Raw genomic sequence first — 14,258 nt, 5'->3', positions numbered from 1 at the left:
TTTCCCCTTAGCGATCATTTCGGCGCGCCGGGACGATCATCCCCGGTCGCCCGGACGATGGCCCCTACATGCGGGAGACGTTCCGCTCGTACACCAGACGCAGTCCGATCAGGGTCAGCCAGGGCTCGTGCTCGTCTATCTCCTTCGAGTCGGCGAGGACCATCGGCGCCAGGCCGCCCGTCGCGATCACCGTCACGTCCGAGGGGTCGCCCTTCGGCCCGACCAGTTCCCGCTTCATCCGGGCCACGACGCCGTCGACCTGGCCCGCGTACCCGAAGACGATGCCCGACTGCATGGCCTCGACCGTGTTCTTGCCGATCACGCTGCGCGGGCGGGCCAGCTCGATCTTGCGGAGCATGGCACCCCTGACGCCCAGGGCCTCGACCGAGATCTCGATGCCCGGCGCGATCGCCCCGCCCGCGTACTCCCCGCGCGCGGTGATCGCGTCGTACGTCGTCGCCGTGCCGAAGTCCACGACGATCGCCGGACCGCCGTACAGCTCGACGGCCGCGACCGCGTTGATGATGCGGTCGGCGCCGACCTCCTTGGGGTTGTCCGTGAGGATCGGCACGCCCGTCTTCACACCCGGCTCCACCAGGACCGCCGGCACGTCCCCGTAGTACCGGCGGGTGACCTCGCGCAGCTCGTGCAGCACCGAGGGGACCGTCGCGCAGATGGCGATCCCCTCGATGCCGTCGCTCAGCTCGACGCCGAGCAGCGGGTGCATGCCCATGAGGCCCTGGAGCAGGACCGCCATCTCGTCGGCGGTACGGCTCGGGTCCGTGGAGATCCGCCAGTGCTCGACGATCTCCTCGCCGTCGAAGAGACCGAGCACCGTGTGCGTGTTGCCGACGTCGATGGTGAGCAGCATCAGGCCCGCACCTCGCGCAGGTCGAGGCCGATGTCGAGGATCGGGGAGGAGTGGGTGAGGCCGCCGACCGCCAGGTAGTCGACGCCGGTCGACGCGTACGCCGCCGCGTTCTCCAGGGTCAGCCGGCCCGAGGACTCCAGGACGGCGCGGCCGGCGACCAGCGCGACGGCCTCCTCCGTCTCGATCGGGGTGAAGTTGTCGAGCAGGATCAGGTCGGCGCCCGCGTCCAGGACCTCGCGGACCTGGTGCATCGTGTCGACCTCGACCTCGATCGGCACCTCGGGGAACAGCTCGCGGACGGCCTTGAAGGCCTCGGCGACGCCACCGGCCGCCACCACGTGGTTGTCCTTCACCAGGGCCGCGTCGGAGAGCGACATGCGGTGGTTGACGCCACCGCCGCAGCGGACCGCGTACTTCTCCAGGGCGCGCAGGCCCGGAGTCGTCTTGCGGGTGTCGCGGACCTTCGCCCCCGTGCCCTCCAGGACGTCCGCCCACGCGCGCGTGGCGGTGGCGATGCCGGAGAGGCGGCACAGGATGTTGAGCGCGCTGCGCTCGCCGGTCAGCAGGTCGCGGGTGCGGGCGGTGACGCTGAGGAGCACCTGCCCGGCCTCGACCCGCTCGCCGTCCTCGACGTGCCGCTCGACCTCGAACTCGTCCGTGCAGACGATCGACAGGACGGCCTCGGCGACCCGCAGACCGGCCACGACACCGGCCTCGCGGGCGGTGAAGTCGGCGGTGGCGACGGCGTCCTCGGGGACGGTCGCCACGGTCGTGACGTCGACCCCGCCGTCGAGGTCCTCGGCGATCGCGAGGTGCGCGATGTCCTCGACCTGGACGGGGTCGAGACCGGCGTCCGCGAGCAGCTGCGCGAGGGCGGGGTCGAGCCCGCACTCGAACTCCTCGCCGCCGCAGCCACAGCCGTCGCCACAGCCGCCGGCCTCTTCGGAGGAGACCGTGTTGATCTGGATGAGAGGGACGTCCACGGGCTCGGGACGGGCTTCCTCGGGCGTGCTCACTTACGGCTCCCTGGTTGCGTCGAGGGTGGGGGGAAAGTCGAAGGTGTCGGTGGTGCGGACCTCCAGGGTCCGCCCCGGGGTGAGGTGGACGACGAGGTGCTTGCGCCATCGCGCGTCGTCGCGGTCGGGGTGGTCCTCGCGCCAGTGGCAGCCGCGGGTCTCCTCGCGGCGGCGGGCCGCGGCGACCAGGACCCGGGCGACGCACAGCAGGTTCGTGGTCTCCCAGGCGTCCACGCCCGGCTCGCCCGCCTTGGTGTCGTCGTCGCCGCCCGCCACGGCGTCGCTGTGCAGGGCTTCGAGGGCCTCGGCGGCCTCCCGCAGGCTGGACTCCGAGCGGAGCACGCCCGCGCCGGCCGTCATGATCCGCTGGATCCGGGTCCGGGCGCCGGCCACGGGCAGCGGCAGGGGCACCGGGGCCGGGGGAGGCACCGGGACGCCCGCCGCGCGCGGGCCGGCCGCCGTGATGTCCTCGGCGATCCGCTCGGCGAAGACCAGGCCCTCCAGGAGCGAGTTCGAGGCGAGCCGGTTCGCGCCGTGGACGCCCGTGCAGGCGACCTCCCCGCACGCGTACAGGCCCGGCACGGTGGTCCGGCCGCGCAGGTCCGTACGGACGCCGCCGGAGGCGTAGTGGGCGGCGGGGGCGACCGGGATCGGCTCCGTCACCGGGTCGATGCCGTGGGCGCGGCAGGCCGCCAGGATCGTCGGGAACCGCTCGGCCCACATCTCGGCGCCGAAGTGACGGCCGTCGAGGTACATGTGGTCGGTGTCCTGCTCCTGCATCCGGCGCGTGATCGCCTTGGCGACGATGTCCCGGGGCGCGAGCTCGGCCAGCTCGTGCTGCCCGAGCATGAAGCGGACGCCGCCGGCGTCGACCAGATGGGCGCCCTCGCCCCGTACCGCCTCGGAGACCAGCGGCTGCTGGCCCTCGGCGCCGGCCCCGAGGAAGAGCACCGTGGGGTGGAACTGGACGAACTCCAGGTCGGAGACCTCGGCCCCGGCGCGCAGCGCGAGCGCGACGCCGTCGCCGGTCGAGACGCCCGGGTTGGTGGTGGCGGAGAAGACCTGGCCCATGCCGCCGGTGGCCAGGACCACCGCGGGCGCGTGGACGGCTCCGACGCCGTCGTGCTGGCCCTCGCCCATGACGTGCAGGGTCACGCCCGCCGCGCGGCCCTCCGCGTCGGTCAGGAGGTCCAGGACGAGGGCGTGCTCGATGAAGCGCACGCCCCCGTCCCGTATCGCCTCGACCAGGGCGCGGGAGATCTCGGCGCCGGTGGCGTCCCCGCCGGCGTGGGCGATCCGGCGGCGGTGGTGGCCGCCCTCCCGGGTCAGCGCGATCTCGCCGTCGGAGGTCCTGTCGAAGTCGGCGCCGGTGGAGATCAGCCGGCGGACGGCGTCCGGGCCCTCCGTGACCAGGGCCCGCACGGCCCGCTCGTCGCACAGCCCGGCACCGGCGACGAGCGTGTCGTCGAGGTGCTGCTCGGGGGTGTCGCCCTCGCCGAGGGCGGCCGCGATGCCGCCCTGGGCCCAGCGGGTGGAGCCGTCGTCGAGGCGGGCCTTGGTGACCACCACCGTACGGAGTCCGGCGGCGGTGCAGCGCAGGGCGGCGGTGAGGCCGGCGACCCCGGAGCCGACCACGACGACGTCGGCGTCGATGGCCCAGCCCGGGGCGGGCGCGTGCAGCCGTATTCCGGTCACTTGGCGGCTCCGAAGGTCAGGGGGGTGTTGTCGATGAGCCGCGTGCTCCCGACGCGCGCGGCGACGGCGAGGACCGCCTCCCCGTCGTGGCCGTCGGCGACCTCGGTGAAGTCGGCGGGGTCCACGAGGGCCAGGTAGTCCAGGGTCAGCGGCGGCTCGGCCTTGGCCGCCTCGTCCAGGACGGCGCGGGCCGCGGCCCGCACGGCCTCGGCGCGACCGCCCTCGGCGGCCTGTGCGACCGCGTGGGCGTCGGCGGCGGCCCGGGCCTCGCCGAGCCGGGACAGGCCCTCCGCACGGTTCTCGGCCCGCTCCTGGGCGCCCGGCAGCGAGGCGGCACGCGCGCGCAGCGCCTCCTGGGCGGCGAGCCGCTCCCGTCCCGCGAACAGCGCGCGGGACAGCGCCAGGGCCGTCCTGCGCTCCCCGTCCGACAGGTAGCGGTTGCGGCTGGACAGGGCGAGGCCGTCGCTCTCCCGGACGGTCTCCACGCCGACGATCTCGACGGGGAAGTTCAGGTCGCGGGCCATGCGGCGGATCAGGGCCAGCTGCTGGGCGTCCTTCTGGCCGAAGAAGGCCAGGTCGGGCGTGGTCAGATGGAGCAGCTTGGCGACGACGGTCAGCATGCCGTCGAAGTGGCCGGGCCGGGAGGCGCCTTCGAGGCGCTCGCCCATGGGGCCCGCGGTGATCCGGACCTGCGGCTCGCCGCCCGGGTAGACCTCGTCCGCGGAGGGCGCGAAGACCGCGCTCGCGCCCGCGGCGCGGGCCAGCTCCAGGTCGGCGTCGAGGGTCCGGGGGTAGCGGTCGAGGTCCTCGCCCGCACCGAACTGCAGCGGGTTGACGAAGACGGTGACGACGACCGTGCCGTCCGGCCCGACCCGCTCGCGGGCGGTGCGGATCAGCGTGGCGTGCCCCTCGTGGAGGGCGCCCATGGTCATGACCACGGCCCGCGGGCCGGTGCCCGCGCCGGCCAGGGCGCGCAGCTCCCGCGCGGTGCGGACGGGCGCGAAGGGCGTGCCGCCGGCGGGCGCGGCCGCGTCGGCGCGCGCGGGCGTGACAGGAGTGACGTTCATCGGGGGTCTCCCTCGGCGAGCACGCCCAGCAGATCCTCGGCCAGCTCGGGCTTGAGCAGGCCGTGCGCGAGCGCCCGGTCGGCGGTCGTGCGGGCCATCGCCAGATAGCCGGCGACGGTGCCGGGCGCGTGCTTGCGCAGCTCGGCGACGTGGGCGGCGACCGTGCCGGCGTCACCGCGCGCGACGGGCCCGGTGAGCGCGGCGTCCCCGGACCGCAGGGCGTTGTCCAGGGCGGCGCCCAGGAGCGGGCCCAGCATGCGGTCGGGGGCGGCGACCCCGGCCTTGTGGAGCAGCTCCATCGACTGCGCCACCAGGGTGACCAGGTGGTTCGCGCCGAGGGCCAGGGCCGCGTGGTAGAGCGGCCGGGCCTCCTCCGCGATCCACTCGGGCTCGCCGCCCATCTCGATGACGAGGGCCTCGGCGGCCAGCCGCAGCTCCTCGGGCGCGGTGACCCCGAAGGAGCAGCCGGCGAGCCGCTGGACGTCGACGGCGGTGCCGGTGAAGGTCATGGCGGGGTGCAGGGCGAGCGGCAGGGCGCCGGCCCGGCGGGCGGGGTCGAGGACCTTTGCCCCGTAGCGCCCGGAGGTGTGCACGAGCAGCTGGCCCGGACGTACGGCTCCGGTGTCGGCGAGGCCCTCGACGAGGCCCGGCAGCGCGTCGTCCGGCACGGTCAGCAGGACCAGGTCGGCGAGGGCGAGGACACGGGCGGGCTCGACGACGGGGACGTCGGGCAGGAGCTCCGCGGCCCGGCGCCGGGAGGCGTCGGAGACCGCCGAGACGGCGACGGGGCGGTGCCCGGCGAGCCGGAGCGAGGCGGCGAGGGCGGGGCCCACACGGCCGGCGCCGACGACCCCGACGGTGAGCCGGGCGGGTCGGTCCTCGGCCCGGGGCTCCGATGCCCTGGGCTCTGGCGCTGCTGGTGCGTTCACGGTGGGGACGGCCTTCCGTTCCAGTCCTCGGCGGGTACCGGACGATTTCTGGTCATGCTACGCCAGCGTTTCGCGGCGCTCCGTGGGCTGTCCACAGGGTGTGGGCGGTGGTGTGATGATCGGCCCATGAATCCTGTGAATCCCGCGGAGACCCCTGCGGACGAGGAAGCGGCCCGGCTCCACCGGGCGAAGGTGTGGGGCGGCGCCGAGCGCCGGCTGTGGGACACCTCGGTGGACGGCACGGTCGGCGGGCGGCTGCGCGAGCTGCTCGCCTGGGCGGAGGCCGCGGGCCACGCGGAGGCCCCGGTCGACATGTACGGGAACGGGCTCGTGGAGCTGCTGGAGCGGCGCGTCGCCGAGGAGCTCGGGCTGCCCGCCGCCGTGTTCTTCCCGACCGGCACCATGGCGCAGCAGGTGGCGCTGCGCTGCTGGGCCGGGCGCACCGGGAATCCCGTCGTCGCCCTCCATCCGCTGGCCCACCCCGAGGTCCACGAGGGCGGGGCGCTCGGGGCCGTCTCCGGTCTCCGTACCGTCCACCTGACCGACGAGCCCCGGCTGCCCACCGCAGAGGAGGTGCGGGACCACCCGGAGCCCTTCGGCGCGCTGATGCTGGAGCTGCCGCTGCGGGACGCCGGCTTCGTCCTGCCGTCCTGGGAGGAGCTGACCGAGGTGGTGGCGGCGGCCCGCGAGCGGGACGCCGTGGTCCACTTCGACGGCGCCCGGCTGTGGGAGAGCACCACGCTGCTCGGCCGCGGGCTCCCGGAGATCGCGGGGCTCGCCGACAGCGTGTACGTGTCGTTCTACAAGTCCCTCGGCGGCCTGTCCGGGGCCGCGCTCGCCGGTCCCGAGGACGTCATGGAGGAGGCCAGGGTCTGGCGCCACCGGTACGGCGGCCTGGTCGCCCAGAACTATCCGGCGGCGCTGTCCGCGCTCCGGGGCCTGGACGTCGAGCTGCCCCGGCTGCCCTCGTACGCGGCCCACGCGCGCGTGGTGGCCGACGCGATCCGGGAGGCCTTCGCCGAGGCGGGCACCGGCTGGTCCCGGGTCCACCCGGAGACCCCGCACACCCACCAGTTCCAGGTCTGGCTGCCGTACGACCCGGAGGCCCTGACGGCGGCGGCGCTCGCCCAGACCGAGGACACCGGCATCGCGTTCTTCCGCCGCTGGTTCTCCCCGGGCGCGGGCGGCCCGCCGGGGGTGGCCGTGACGGAGCTGACGGTCACGGAGCCCGGTCTCGCGTGGACGGCGCAGGACGTGAAGGAGGCGGTACGGGACTTCCTGGCGCGCGTCGAGGGGTGACGGGGCGCCTCGGGTGAAGCCGGGGGGCGCCGGGGGGCCGGGGGCGCCGGGGGGCGCCGGGAAACCCCTGGGGCCCGCGGGTGACGGCGGGCTGCCGGAAGCCCCGGGGGGGTTCAGAAGGAGGGCCGGTGGCGGCGCAGGGCCGTGCGGAGCCGGAGGCGCAGCCCGCCGCCGGCACGGCGGCCCGCCACCACCCGCTCGAAGCGGCGCCGGTCGCGGACGGCCCGGAGGACGGCGACGTCATGGGTACCGGGCGCCGGCGGCGGCGACTCGCCCAGCGAGGTGGCCCGGTAGGTGTCGAAGAGGTACTGGTGCAGCGCGTTCATGTCCTCACCGTGCGCCGCGCCGCCGCGCTCCGGCCCTCTGATTGACCACCCCCGTCAATCCGGGGCCCGTCGATTGACGCCCCCCGTCAAACGGGACGACAGCTCCCCCGCGGCACCCCGCACCATGGACGGGTGAGCGTGACCATCGACATCACCGGACTGCCGCACGAGCGGATCACCTTCTGCCCCTCGCCGCTGGCCGAGCTGGGCGCCGCCCTGCACGCCCTGGCCGAGCCCGCGCACCACCCCCGGCTGCACGCCTGGACCACCACGACCACGGCGGCCCTGAAGCCGGAACTCGCCGACCGGCTCCACGAGGCCGACTTCATGTGGAACTCCACCCGCTCCGACATCCTGCTCCCCTCGCGGCCCCGGGAGACCCTGGCGGAGGAGCTGGACGACCTCGACCGCATGGACGACGAGCAGTTCGTGGGCTCGGCCCTGGAGATCTCCTGCAACAGCAAGTACACGGACGGCGCACCCTCCCCGCTCGTGGACGCGGGGATGCGCCGCCGCGCCCAGGACCTGGCGGCCGCGCGCGGACCGCGCCAGGCCGCGTTCGTGGAGCGGATGCTGACCGACCCGCCCGGCACGCGCGCGTGGGTCCGGCGGCTCCTGGAGGACTGCGACGAGGCCTTCTTCGCGGACACCTGGCGCCGCGTCCGGATCCAGCTCGCCGCCGACGCCCGCCACAAGACCGAGCTGATGCGCCGCAAGGGCCTCGCCGAGGCCGTCGCCGACGTCTCCGCCGCGATGTGCCTGGAGGAGGACGCGCAGGGCACCCGGATCGTCGTCGACAAGCTGGTGCAGGGGCGGACGAGCGCCGAGGGCTCCGCCGTGACGTTCCTGCCCACGGCCTTCGGCTGGCCGCACCTGTTCGCCCTCTACACGCCGGGCTGGCAGCCCGTCATCCAGTACCCGATCCCCGCCCGCGACCTCGGCGGCGCGGCCTCCGTGGAGGCGGTCAAGCTGCGTCTGGAGGCCGTCGCCCATCCCATGCGGATGCGGCTGTGCCGCAGTCTGGCGCGCGGCTCCAGCACGACGAGCGAGCTGGCCGACGCGTACAGCATCACCGCCCCCGAGGTCTCCCGCCACCTCGCGGTCCTCAAGAAGGCCGGGCTCATCACCACCCAGCGCCGCGGCCGGTACGTGCTCCACCAGCTCGACGTGGCCGTCGTCGCCCGGCTCGGCAGCGACTTCCTGGAGTCGGTGCTGCGCTAGCCGGCCGGGTCAGACGCCGCCGCCGCCCGCCCGGACCAGGCCCGACTCGTACGCCAGGACCACGACCTGGACCCGGTCGCGCAGGCCCAGCTTGGTCAGGATGCGGCCCACGTGCGTCTTGACCGTCGCCTCGGAGAGGACGAGCCGGGCGGCGATCTCGCCGTTCGACAGGCCCTGCGCCACCAGCATCATCACCTCGCGCTCCCGGTCCGTCAGCCGCTCCAGCGCCTTGTCGACGGGCCGCGTCTCCTTCCCCGAGGACGGCAGCATCGGCGAGAAGCGGTCCAGGAGCCGACGCGTCGTCGAGGGCGCCACCACCGCGTCGCCGCTGTGCACCGAGCGGATAGCGGCGAGCAGCTCCGCCGGCGGCACGTCCTTCAGCATGAATCCGCTCGCGCCCGCCTTCAGACCCGAGAACGCGTACTCGTCGAGGTCGAACGTCGTCAGGATCAGCACCTTCGGAGCGTCCGGCTGCGAGCAGATCCGCCGGGTCGTCTCCACCCCGTCCAGCTTCGGCATGCGCACATCCATCAGGACGACGTCGACGGCCGTGGACCGCAGCTCCTCCAGGGCCTCGACCCCGTCGCCCGCCTCCGCGACGACCTCCATGTCCGGCTGGGCGGCGAGCACCATGCGGAAACCGGTCCGCAGCAGCACCTGGTCGTCGACGAGCATCACGCGGATGGACATCAGGTCAGTTCCTTAGGGGTCGTCAATGAGCGGGCTTGAGGGGGAGCAGGGCGCTGATCCGGAAACCGCCGCCCGGACGCGGGCCCGCGTCCAGGGTGCCGCCGACCATGCCGACCCGCTCGCGCATACCGATCAGACCATGGCCCCGGCCGTCGGCGCCCCCGTCCTCGTACATCTCCTGCGGAGCGCCCCGGCCGTCGTCCTCGACGAGCAGCCCGAGGCCGTCGTCGAAGTAGACGAGGCGCACGCTGGCGCCGACGTCGGGACCCCCGTGCTTGCGCGTGTTGGTCAGGGCCTCCTGCACGATCCGGTACGCGGTGAGCTCGACGCCGCTCGGCAGCGGGCGCGGGCTCCCCTCGATCGCGAAGTCGACGGCGAGGCCGGCGCCCCTGACCTGCTCCACCAGGTCCTCGATCTGCCCCACGTCGGGCTGCGGCACGTACTCCCCGGCCTCCTGGTGCTCGCCGGTGCGCAGGATCCCGAGGAGGCGGCGCATCTCGGCGAGCGCCTGCCGGCCGGTCGAGGAGATCGTCTCCAGGGCCTGCTTGGCGGTCTCCGGCGAGGACTCCATGACATAGGCGGCGCCGTCGGCCTGCACCACCATCACCGACACGTTGTGCGCGACGACGTCGTGCAGCTCGCGGGCGATCCGGGCCCGCTCGGCGGCGACCGCGACCTTGGCCTGGGCCTCGCGCTCCTGCTCCAGGCGGGAGGCCCGCTCCTCCAGCTGCGCGAAGTAGGCGCGGCGGGTGCGGAGCGAGTCCCCGAGCACCCAGGCCAGGGCGAACGGCACCGTCATGATGATCGTGAAGAAGACCTGGGCGGCGCCGGAGTTCTGGGCCTCCAGGGGCCATCTGAGCTGGGAGAGCGTGGAGGCGCTCAGCCCGCCGATGAGCGCGAGCCGGGACGCCCAGCGGGGTCCGTCGTGCGCCGCGACCGTGAAGATGATCACGAGCATGGCGAAGTCGGCCATGAACGGTTTCAGGCCGAGGGCGAGCTGGGCGACGCCCAGCGTGACCGCGAGCACCAGCATCTTCTCCGGTGCGCGCCGGCGCAGGGCCACGACCAGGGAGAAGAGCACCGCGACGAGGCCGTACGCGAGGGCGCCGCTCCCCAGGTCACCCGCCGACACCACCCACAGCAGGGAGAACCCGAGGAGGACGACGGCCCAGAAGACGTCGACGCCCGTCGGGTGTCTGCGGAGGAAGTCGTAGAGGCTCTGCACGTCACCCAGAGTAGGGAAGAGGGAGAGGTGCAGGGATCAACCGTGGGGTCGATCCTTGGCGCGGGACCCGTACTCCCCGAGGTGGAGACTGGGGCACGTGATGGATGAGACGTGTCAGTGGCAGGGGTGGCGGGAGGCCACGGAGCGGGCGCTGTACGGGCCCGGGGGCTTCTATCTGCGCCCCGAGGGACCCGCGGGGCACTTCCGTACCTCGGTGCACGCCTCCCCGCTCTTCGCGGCGGCCGTGGCCCGGCTCCTCGGCGAGGTCGCGGAGGAACTGGGCACGGACGAGGTCGACCTGGTGGACGTGGGCGCGGGCCGCGGCGAACTGCCGGCCTCGGTGCTCGCGGCCGTCGGGCCCTCGCTCCGGGTGCGGGCCTACGCGGTCGAGCGCGCCGCCCGCCCGGACGGGCTCGACCCGCGGGTGGAGTGGACGGACCGGGTGCCTCAGGGGGTGCGCGGGCTGCTCTTCGCGAACGAGTGGCTCGACAACGTGCCGGTGGACGTCGCCGAGGCGGACGAGGAGGGCACCGCCCGGTACGTGGAGGTCGCGCCGGACGGCACCGAGCGGCTCGGCTCGCCCGTCACCGGCCGGGACGCCGACTGGCTGGCCCGCTGGTGGCCGCTGCGCGAGCCGGGCGCCCGGGCCGAGATCGGGCGGCCCCGCGACGAGGCCTGGGCGGCGGCGGTCGGCCACGTCGCGGCGGGCCGCGCGGTGGCCGTGGACTACGCGCACGTACGGGACTCCCGGCCGCCCTTCGGCTCCCTGACCGGCTTCCGCGCGGGCCGCGAGGTCCCCCCGGTCCCGGACGGCACCTGCGACGTGACGTCGCACGTGGCCCTGGACGCGTGCGGCGGCCTCGCGGCGGGACCCGGGGAGGACGGCGGTGCGGGGGCGGGGCCCCCGGGCGCGCTGCCCCGCGCCGAGCTGGTCACGCAGCGGGAGGCGCTGGCGCGGCTCGGGGTGTCCGGGGAGCGGCCGCCGCTCGCGCTCGCCTCGACCGATCCCACCGGGTACGTCCGCGCGCTCGCCTCCGCCGGCGAGGCGGCCGAGCTCACCGCGCGGGGCGGCCTCGGCGACTTCCTGTGGCTGACGCAGCGGGTCCCGGCCGGCGGAGGCGGCAGGGGATACTGACCGCATGACGGAGACGACGGTCGGCATCGGCGGCGCGGCGGAGAGCACCGACATGGTGCTGAACATCGGGCCGCAGCACCCTTCCACCCACGGTGTGCTCCGGCTCCGGCTCGTGCTCGACGGCGAGGTCGTCCGGCACGCCGAGCCGGTGATCGGCTACATGCACCGGGGCGCCGAGAAGCTCTTCGAGGCGCGGGACTACCGGCAGATCATCATGCTGGCCAACCGCCACGACTGGCTGTCCGCCTTCTCCAACGAGCTCGGCGTCGTCATGGCCGTCGAGCGGATGCTCGGCATGGAGGTCCCGGAGCGCGCGGTCTGGACGCGGACGCTCCTCGCCGAGCTGAACCGGGTCCTCAACCATCTGATGTTCCTCGGCTCGTACCCCCTGGAACTGGGCGGGATCACCCCCGTCTTCCACGCCTTCCGGGAGCGCGAGGAGCTCCAGGCGGTGATGGAGGAGGTCTCCGGCGGCCGGATGCACTACATGTTCAACCGGGTCGGCGGCCTCAAGGAGGACCTGCCCGCCGGCTGGCTGGGGCGCGCCCGGCAGGCCGTCGCGGACGTCCGGTCGCGGATGGACGTGTACGACCGCCTGGTCCTCGGCAACGAGATCTTCCGGGGCCGTACGCGCGGGGTCGGCGTCCTGAGCCCGGAGGCCGTCCACGCGTACGGGGTGTCCGGGCCCATCGCCCGTGCCTCGGGCGTCGACTTCGACCTGCGCCGTGACGAGCCGTACCTGGCGTACGGGGAGCTCCAGGACACCCTGCGGGTCGCCGTGCGGCAGGAGGGCGACTGCCTCGCCCGCTTCGAGTGCCTGCTCGACCAGACGCACAACTCGCTGGACCTGGCGGACGCCTGTCTGGACCGGATGGCCGAGGTGCCGCCGGGCCCGATCAACCAGCGGCTGCCGAAGGTGCTCAAGGCGCCGGAGGGCCACACGTACGCCTGGACGGAGAACCCGCTCGGCGTCAACGGCTACTACCTGGTGTCCAAGGGCGAGAAGACCCCGTACCGGCTGAAGCTGCGCTCGGCCTCGTTCAACAACATCCAGGCGCTGGTCGAGCTGCTGCCGGGGACCCTGGTCGCGGACATGGTGGCGATCCTGGGCTCGCTGTTCTTCGTCGTCGGCGACATCGACAAGTAGCGTCGTCGACGACTGAACGGCCGCCGGGCCGGGGCCATCCGGGGGCTCGGCGTCAGCGCTCCCTGCGCATCACGACGTACTCCCGCGTCTCCCTGCCGGGCCGCTGACGGTCGACGACGCTCCAGCCCCAGCGCGTGTAGCGGTCCGTCAGCTCCGGGACGTCGAGGGTCATGAGCAGGGCCGGTCCGGGGGCCGCGCGGAGCAGCAGCTCGTCGTGGAGCCGGCGGCCGATGCCGCGCCCGTGGTGGCCCGGGTCGACGACGAGTTCGGCGAGCTCGAAGGCGGGGGCGTCCCCGGAGAGGGCCGTGTCGGTCCAGCCGGCGGAGAACCCCAGGAGGGCCTCCTCGGCGTCGAGCGCGGCCACCGCCGTGAAGTCGTCCCTGCCGCCGGCCGACCCCAGCAGCCTGTCCACGGTCCGTACGGCGCCGAGCGGCGGCTCGTGCCAGGGCTCGCCGCAGAAGGCCTGGGCGCACAGGGCGAGGAGTTCGTCACGGCGCGCCGCGAGCTCCTCGGCCGCGAGGCGGGCCGTGCGGTACGTCACGAGTTCACCGCGCCGCGCAGTTCCGCGACGTCCAGCTGTTCCGTCTCGTCATGTGCGGTCAGGTCGATGACCTGGCCGATCGCCCGCGGCGGAGTGACGTGCGGGGCGAGCGGCGCGGCGACCGGGGTGAGCAGCGGGGCCCCGGAGGCCAGGGCCTCTTCGAGGACCTCCTCGCCGACGACGTCGGCGAGGTCGGTGTTCTGCACGGCCTCGATGGCCGCCTCGGCCTTCTGCGTACCGAAGAAGTCGAAGTTGCCCTCGGGGCGCACGACGGGCCTGCGGGCCGCGTACGGCACGATCGCGGCCGCGACCGGGACCGCCGGGACCGGCGTGGCCGGGGGGAGCGCGGGAGAGGCGGCCGTACGGGTGTGCTGCTCGGTTCCGGCGGCCGCCGCGTGCTTCCCCTGCGGCTCCTCCGTCTCCCGGGCGCGCTCGGCGAGGTCGCGGGCGCGGGCCGCCTCGGCCGTACGGCGGGCCTGCTGGGCGGCGGCGTTGCGCGGGAGGTCGCGCAGGGCCTGGGCGGCGCGGCGGAAGGCCTCCGGGGTGGGCGTGGAGCCGGCGGCCGGCAGGGCCTTGGCGCCGGTGGTGCCGGTCTCCAGGGCGAGGACGCGGCGGCCTTCCAGGGCGCTGGCCCGCTCGGTCTCCGCGGTGGCGTACCGGCGGAGGAGGTCCGCGTGCTCGCCGCGCAGCCCGGCCAGCTCCACGCGCTTGGCGCGGAGCTTGGCGTCGAGCCGGGCGCGCAGCGCGCGGGACTCCTCCAGGTCGGCCTCCAGCTCGGCGGTCCGCTCCTCCGCCTTCCACACCTCGGCGGCGCGTGCCCGGTCGAGCTCCGCGACCCTCAGACCGGCGCTCCGGTCCCAACTGCGCATGAGGACGGCACCGGTGACGGCGGCGGCCGCCGCCGCGGCCGCGAGCAGCCGCGCGATCACCGGGTCGCCGGGCAGCCAGGCGGCCGCGGCGCACACGACCGCGGTGCCGGCGACCGCGGAGGGCGGCAGCAGCTTGTGCAGAGGCGGGGAATGGCGGTGGCGTCCACGTGGCATGGCCTGAAATTTACCGTGCGTAGGCGCCATGTGGGGCGTCGGCCCGGCAATCT

14 protein-coding genes are annotated in these 14,258 nt (G+C 74.8%); 4 read left to right on the top strand and 10 right to left on the bottom strand.

From position 1 onward, the window contains the following. Positions 1–64: 64 nt before the first annotated feature. The 5 genes from ABTY59_RS10325 to ABTY59_RS10305 are packed head-to-tail and all read right to left on the bottom strand — an operon-like array spanning position 65 to position 5,578. A complete protein-coding gene (locus tag ABTY59_RS10325) occupies positions 65–871 on the bottom strand; it encodes a type III pantothenate kinase (protein WP_329854665.1) in 807 nt (268 codons plus the stop codon). Next, on the bottom strand, positions 871–1,887 hold the full coding sequence (gene nadC / locus ABTY59_RS10320; protein ID WP_352018456.1) for a carboxylating nicotinate-nucleotide diphosphorylase: 1,017 nt from the start codon (positions 1,885–1,887) through the stop codon (positions 871–873). Before nadC ends, ABTY59_RS10325 begins: the two co-directional genes overlap by 1 nt. Continuing rightward, positions 1,888–3,582 (bottom strand): L-aspartate oxidase, encoded by a 1,695-nt coding sequence (locus tag ABTY59_RS10315; protein ID WP_352018455.1) that lies wholly within the window; start codon positions 3,580–3,582, stop codon positions 1,888–1,890. Then, on the bottom strand, positions 3,579–4,649 hold the full coding sequence (gene panC, locus ABTY59_RS10310) for a pantoate--beta-alanine ligase (protein WP_352018454.1): 1,071 nt from the start codon (positions 4,647–4,649) through the stop codon (positions 3,579–3,581). Before panC ends, ABTY59_RS10315 begins: the two co-directional genes overlap by 4 nt. Continuing rightward, positions 4,646–5,578, bottom strand: coding sequence for a Rossmann-like and DUF2520 domain-containing protein (locus ABTY59_RS10305; protein WP_352018453.1), 933 nt, complete (start codon positions 5,576–5,578; stop codon positions 4,646–4,648). Before ABTY59_RS10305 ends, panC begins: the two co-directional genes overlap by 4 nt. A gap of 126 nt (positions 5,579–5,704) precedes the next feature. Here ABTY59_RS10305 and ABTY59_RS10300 point away from each other — a divergent pair, with 126 nt between their 5' ends. Continuing rightward, positions 5,705–6,877: a threonine aldolase family protein gene (locus ABTY59_RS10300; RefSeq protein WP_352018452.1), complete on the top strand. Its 1,173-nt coding sequence runs from the start codon at positions 5,705–5,707 to the stop codon at positions 6,875–6,877. Between the two features lie 113 nt (positions 6,878–6,990). Here the strand turns inward: ABTY59_RS10300 and ABTY59_RS10295 are convergent, their stop codons facing one another. After that, the gene (locus tag ABTY59_RS10295) at positions 6,991–7,203 is read right to left on the bottom strand and encodes a hypothetical protein (protein WP_352018451.1); all 213 of its coding nucleotides are present in this window, start codon (positions 7,201–7,203) and stop codon (positions 6,991–6,993) included. 132 nt (positions 7,204–7,335) lie between these two features. Between ABTY59_RS10295 and ABTY59_RS10290 the strand changes: the two genes are divergently transcribed. Then, positions 7,336–8,424 (top strand): DUF5937 family protein, encoded by a 1,089-nt coding sequence (locus tag ABTY59_RS10290; protein WP_352018450.1) that lies wholly within the window; start codon positions 7,336–7,338, stop codon positions 8,422–8,424. A 9-nt stretch (positions 8,425–8,433) separates the two neighbouring features. Here ABTY59_RS10290 and ABTY59_RS10285 read toward each other — a convergent pair whose 3' ends face one another. Next, positions 8,434–9,114 carry a response regulator gene (locus tag ABTY59_RS10285; RefSeq protein ID WP_352018449.1) on the bottom strand — a complete coding sequence of 227 codons (681 nt, stop codon included), beginning with the start codon at positions 9,112–9,114 and terminating at the stop codon, positions 8,434–8,436. A 22-nt stretch (positions 9,115–9,136) separates the two neighbouring features. Next, complete coding sequence (locus ABTY59_RS10280) at positions 9,137–10,339, bottom strand: sensor histidine kinase (protein ID WP_352018448.1); 1,203 nt, start codon at positions 10,337–10,339, stop codon at positions 9,137–9,139. Between the two features lie 100 nt (positions 10,340–10,439). Between ABTY59_RS10280 and ABTY59_RS10275 the strand changes: the two genes are divergently transcribed. Next, entirely contained in the window at positions 10,440–11,474 is a 1,035-nt protein-coding gene (locus tag ABTY59_RS10275; RefSeq protein ID WP_352018447.1) for an SAM-dependent methyltransferase, read from the top strand. 4 nt (positions 11,475–11,478) lie between these two features. Next, entirely contained in the window at positions 11,479–12,621 is a 1,143-nt protein-coding gene (locus ABTY59_RS10270) for an NADH-quinone oxidoreductase subunit D (RefSeq protein ID WP_352018446.1), read from the top strand. Positions 12,622–12,673: 52 nt separating this feature from the next. Here the strand turns inward: ABTY59_RS10270 and ABTY59_RS10265 are convergent, their stop codons facing one another. Both ABTY59_RS10265 and ABTY59_RS10260 read right to left on the bottom strand, forming a co-directional pair. Beyond that, the gene (locus ABTY59_RS10265; protein WP_352018445.1) at positions 12,674–13,162 is read right to left on the bottom strand and encodes a GNAT family N-acetyltransferase; all 489 of its coding nucleotides are present in this window, start codon (positions 13,160–13,162) and stop codon (positions 12,674–12,676) included. Next, on the bottom strand, positions 13,159–14,205 hold the full coding sequence (locus ABTY59_RS10260; protein WP_352018444.1) for a coiled-coil domain-containing protein: 1,047 nt from the start codon (positions 14,203–14,205) through the stop codon (positions 13,159–13,161). Before ABTY59_RS10260 ends, ABTY59_RS10265 begins: the two co-directional genes overlap by 4 nt. Between the last annotated feature and the right edge of the window lie 53 nt (positions 14,206–14,258).

Origin of the sequence: Streptomyces sp. NPDC096079, assembly GCF_040303145.1 — a bacterium.
In the GTDB taxonomy this organism is placed as follows: Bacteria; Actinomycetota; Actinomycetes; order Streptomycetales; family Streptomycetaceae; genus Streptomyces.
Note: the sequence above shows the minus strand (reverse complement) of the source record. Positions and strands in the feature narration are given on the sequence as shown.

Bases quoted from the DNA above. Each gene is read 5' to 3' on its own strand.
- ABTY59_RS10295 (WP_352018451.1), bottom strand. From the start codon at position 7,203: ATGAACGCGCTGCACCAGTACCTCTTCGACACCTACCGGGCCACCTCG.
- ABTY59_RS10325 (WP_329854665.1), bottom strand. From the start codon at position 871: ATGCTGCTCACCATCGACGTCGGCAACACGCACACGGTGCTCGGTCTC.
- ABTY59_RS10260 (WP_352018444.1), bottom strand. From the start codon at position 14,205: ATGCCACGTGGACGCCACCGCCATTCCCCGCCTCTGCACAAGCTGCTG.
- ABTY59_RS10285 (WP_352018449.1), bottom strand. From the start codon at position 9,114: ATGTCCATCCGCGTGATGCTCGTCGACGACCAGGTGCTGCTGCGGACC.
- ABTY59_RS10300 (WP_352018452.1), top strand. From the start codon at position 5,705: ATGAATCCTGTGAATCCCGCGGAGACCCCTGCGGACGAGGAAGCGGCC.
- ABTY59_RS10275 (WP_352018447.1), top strand. From the start codon at position 10,440: ATGGATGAGACGTGTCAGTGGCAGGGGTGGCGGGAGGCCACGGAGCGG.
- ABTY59_RS10270 (WP_352018446.1), top strand. From the start codon at position 11,479: ATGACGGAGACGACGGTCGGCATCGGCGGCGCGGCGGAGAGCACCGAC.
- panC (WP_352018454.1), bottom strand. From the start codon at position 4,649: ATGAACGTCACTCCTGTCACGCCCGCGCGCGCCGACGCGGCCGCGCCC.